The sequence below is a fragment of the Psychrobacter sp. TB67 genome, assembly GCF_000511065.1.
Classification (GTDB): Bacteria; Pseudomonadota; Gammaproteobacteria; order Pseudomonadales; family Moraxellaceae; genus Psychrobacter; species Psychrobacter okhotskensis.
On the sequence record NZ_AYYA01000024.1, the window covers coordinates 1 to 3978 of the forward strand.

At 44.1% G+C, this 3978-nt stretch carries 4 protein-coding genes; 1 reads left to right on the plus strand and 3 read right to left on the minus strand.

What is annotated here, in order from left to right; translation table 11 throughout:
* The 3 genes from W293_RS0103125 to W293_RS0103140 all read right to left on the minus strand — a co-directional run.
* A protein-coding gene (locus tag W293_RS0103125) for an IS3 family transposase (protein WP_156915650.1) occupies positions 1 to 1156 on the minus strand; the annotation gives its coding sequence in 2 pieces (ribosomal slippage) (positions 1 to 898 and positions 898 to 1156; 1157 coding nt annotated over the 2 pieces). This gene is flagged as partial in the annotation.
* Between the two features lie 164 nt (positions 1157 to 1320).
* On the minus strand, positions 1321 to 1599 hold the full coding sequence (locus W293_RS0103135) for a hypothetical protein (protein ID WP_025651048.1): 279 nt from the start codon (positions 1597 to 1599) through the stop codon (positions 1321 to 1323).
* Between the two features lie 73 nt (positions 1600 to 1672).
* Complete coding sequence (locus tag W293_RS0103140) at positions 1673 to 2722, minus strand: DUF2345 domain-containing protein (protein WP_025651049.1); 1050 nt, start codon at positions 2720 to 2722, stop codon at positions 1673 to 1675.
* 54 nt (positions 2723 to 2776) lie between these two features.
* Here W293_RS0103140 and W293_RS16035 point away from each other — a divergent pair.
* Positions 2777 to 3966, plus strand: a protein-coding gene (locus tag W293_RS16035; RefSeq protein WP_101210725.1) for an IS3 family transposase whose coding sequence is annotated in 2 segments (ribosomal slippage) — positions 2777 to 3035 and positions 3035 to 3966 — 1191 coding nt in all. Because the reading frame shifts where the segments join, the coding sequence is not laid out codon by codon here.
* Positions 3967 to 3978: the final 12 nt, after the last annotated feature.

Here is a 3978-nt window from a genome sequence, read left to right on the forward strand (position 1 = left end):
TGACGATAATAGTCAAACCACACCTGTCTTGGCGATTTATAGCCTAAACCCTTTTGAATTCTCGTTTGGTTGTAGTACAACTCGATATATCTAATGATATCGGTAATGGCGGCAAATCTGGTCTTATAGTCCTGATGATATATTAACTCATTCTTTAATACGCCCCAGAAGCTCTCTATAGGTGCGTTATCAAAGCAGTTACCTTTAGCGCTCATTGAGCCTGTAAGCTGATGCTGCTTGATGATCTTATGGTAGGCATGACTACAGTACTGACTGCCTCTATCAGAGTGAACGACTAGCCCTTTACTGGGTCGTTTGTTCTTAATCGCTATGTTGAGTGCACGGCATACTAAATCTGCGGTCATACGCTTGTTAATAGCGTAACCGACAAGCTCTTTAGTGTATAAGTCTTTAACGCCTGCTAAATACAGCCAACCCTCAAGTGTCCAAATATAGGTGATGTCACTGACCCACGCTTGGTTAGGGCGACTGGCATCAAACTTCTGATCCAGTACGTTTGGATAGATCAGCTTGTTGTGATTGGAGTCGGTAGTGACTTTAAAGCGCTTGTGGCGACGGCATTTGATGCCATGTTCCTCTTTAATGCTTCTAACCATGTATAGGCTAATGTCATGGCCTTGCTCGGTGAGCGTTGCATGCAAACGTTCATAACCATAACGTTCTTTACTTTCACTGTGAGCGGCTTTAACGAGTAGCTCGCAATGGTTGCGATGTATCTGCTGCTCGCTGATATCGCGACTCAGCCAGTCGTAGTAACTTGAATGCTTAATCTTTAGCACACGGCACATAGTGGTGATGCTAAAGAAGTGCTGGTTATCTTTGATAAAGGCGTACCTGACTAGCTGTGCTTTGCAAAGTACGCCGTCGCCTTTTTTAATATCTCTCGTTCCTCTTCGGCTACTTTAAGCTGTCGTTTGAGGCGCTTGTTCTCTTCAATCACGGCTATGAGCTGTGGATCGTACTGCTCTGTTCCTACAAGCTTGCCTTGGTTGGCTTTGTTATGCCAATTAGATAAGGTCTGCATGGCGATGCCAAGCTGCTTTGCGGTCGCTGAGATATTGCCATTATTGTTTGCTATCTTCTTAACGGCTTCTGCTTTAAATTCTGTGCTGTAAGTTCTGATTTTCTTGGTCATGGTAAACTCCTGTGAATACGCTTAGTTTACCAAGTTTAGTTGTACGGTTTCTTCAGCATAGCTCAATCCGCCTCCAAAACCTCCTACAACTGCACTCAGACCTACGATGACTACACCTCCTATACCTCCTGTTCCTACAGTAACACCTACAATTATAGCGCCAACTACCCCCCTATGGCAGGATAGTTGTCACCATCTTTGTCTTTCGTAGTCGTTCTTATAATATATCTAGCCTTAGTAGCGTTATCTGGTAATACATAAGTCTTTGTCTTACCATCAGATTTGAATATTAAGTCTTTACCTCCACTTTTTTTCTCCAGAGATACACCTGGTCTACCATATTTTTTCATTGATACATTGACCCAATACTCAAGATCAAACTTCAATTTCTTGATGTCTGTTTTATTATTTATAATAAGTTTAAACCTAGTATATTTTGCCACTGTTCATATCCTTTAATCTAAAGACTATTAAACCTGTTTCGTTTAACTCACGACATTTTTTATTATTGTTTATTCAAAACGTTGTGCTCTCACCATCGTATTCTTGATGAACCATCACATGCAATTCATACTCATTCGGTTCATCATCAACAATCAGTTTTAGCTTACCTTTGTAATCAGTCGTGTGCATCTCTGTTGAACCATCAGGTTTAACTAGCATACATTTAGTGAAAGGCAGCGGTTCATCATCTTGATCATGGACGATGTATGTCAGATAGTAATCAAGATTTTCAAGCAGTTTTGCTGTTGGCAGATGCACAGCTGGAAACCCTATACCACCCCCACTACCCCAATCCACCTTAGCCGCTTTATACCCGACTTGCTTCGGCGTAATAAACGTCACCTTACCACCTGCTATCTCAATACCACTACCAGCAGCTTTTAGGGTCAACGTATCAGGCGCGATGATCTCAATACTGTCTCGGCTATGAATGCGTAGCACTTGCTCACTATCGAGTCGCATTTGCTCTTGATGGGCTTGTATCGTGACATCACCATGCGCGGCAGTATGAGTCTGCGCTTTGTTTGAGTAGTAGTGAATATCTCCTGCCACCAGCTGATTCATCTGCGTTTGGCTATGATGATGCGTGCTGTCGGTCGCATGACTGTGAGTACTTTGGGTGCTGGTATGCTGACTGTGTTGTCCACTTAAGAGTGCCAGATGACGCTGGGAGTCGATAAGCAAGTGCGGTTGTTGCCATTGTCCTGATTCACTAAGCGCACTATCGTTCGTGTCTTTGCTAAACTCAGCAAATGGCGTTTGGCTGTCTTCACTATCTTTTTCTCTATTTTTCTTATTGCTAGAGTCGTCCTCTAACCCCACAGGCTGATGGGTCTCTCTCAACATCTCATATGCTTGTTGGTGTTGATCGGCGGTTTGCAATTTGCCATGACTGTTATGGCTCATGTGCGCGTTTGATGCACTGGCGCTTTGACTGCTGATATGAATACCGGTGCTACCTTGCAGCGTTCCTGCCGCTTGGGTCTCAAGACTGATGCCTTGTCCTCTTGCTTGACCACGAGTGTGGTCGCTGTGCTGGTATAGGTGTCCATGTAGTGGCATAATAAAATTGGACAGCTTCTAAGAGGTTATAATAACCCAAAGAAGGAAACTAGTATGACCAACAATCGCAATCAATATACCCGAGAATTCAAGCTTGAAGCCATCAGCTTAGTGACTGAGCATAAGCGTAAAATACCTGATGTAGCAAGCTCACTTGGCATTGGCAAATCCACCCTGCAGAAATGGCTGAGTCAGTATCGACAAGAAACGAATGGCCAAGCACCTAAAGTCGGCAACGCTTTAACGGATGAACAGCGCGAGCTACAAGAATTGCGTAAGCAGGTTAAGCGACTCACTATGGAGCGCGACATATTAAAAAAGGCTTCTGCTCTGCTGGCCTTGGACAGCCTGAACGGCTATCGCTGATAAGCAAGCTTGCAGAGCAAGACAAAAGCGTCAGTAAACGCCGACTATGTGACTTATTTGGCATCATTAAAAGCAGCTACTACTATGGCACACAGACTAAGCCTATCGATATTGAACGTGTCAAACTCAAAGCCTTGATACGTCAAATATTCAATGACTCCAAACAATCAGCTGGGGCTCGCACCATTGTCGCCATCCTGTGGAATGAGCACAGTATTAGGCTAACGCGTTACTTAGCTGCCAAGATTATGAAGCAAATGAAACTGGTCAGTTGCCAGCTCAAGACCCACAAATACAAGCACGCTGATCAGGAACATAAAACCCATGACAACCTTTTAAAACGCAGATTTAGCCCAACGGCGCCCAACCAAGTCTGGACGGGCGATGTCACTTATATTCGCATTAAAGGCGGCTGGTGTTACCTAGCCGTTGTTTTAGACCTGTACGCCCGTCGTGTGGTGGGCTTTAGTGTCTCAGACTCACCCGATAGTATTCTGACAGGTAACGCTCTGAAAATGGCGTATCAGACGAGACTCAAACCAAGTGGTGTGTTATTTCACTCAGATCAGGGCACGCATTACACCAGTAAGAAATTTGCTGAATCAATCGATGATTGCGACGGTATGACACAGAGTATGAGCCGTCGTGGAAATTGTTGGGATAACGCCCCAACTGAGCGCTTCTTTAGAAGCTTCAAAACAGAGTGGATGCCAAAGGGCGGTTATGAGAATATCGCTGAGGCTAAAAGTGCCATTAGTGATTATATCTGGGGCTACTATCAAACCGTGAGACCGCACACTTTCAACAATTATTTAACACCAGCTGAAACAGAAAGACGTTACTTTAATCAAAACCTCTTATCAGGTGTCCTAAATTAGTTGACCACTACA

Bases quoted from the DNA above. Each gene is read 5' to 3' on its own strand.
- W293_RS0103140 (WP_025651049.1), bottom strand. From the start codon at position 2,722: ATGCCACTACATGGACACCTATACCAGCACAGCGACCACACTCGTGGT.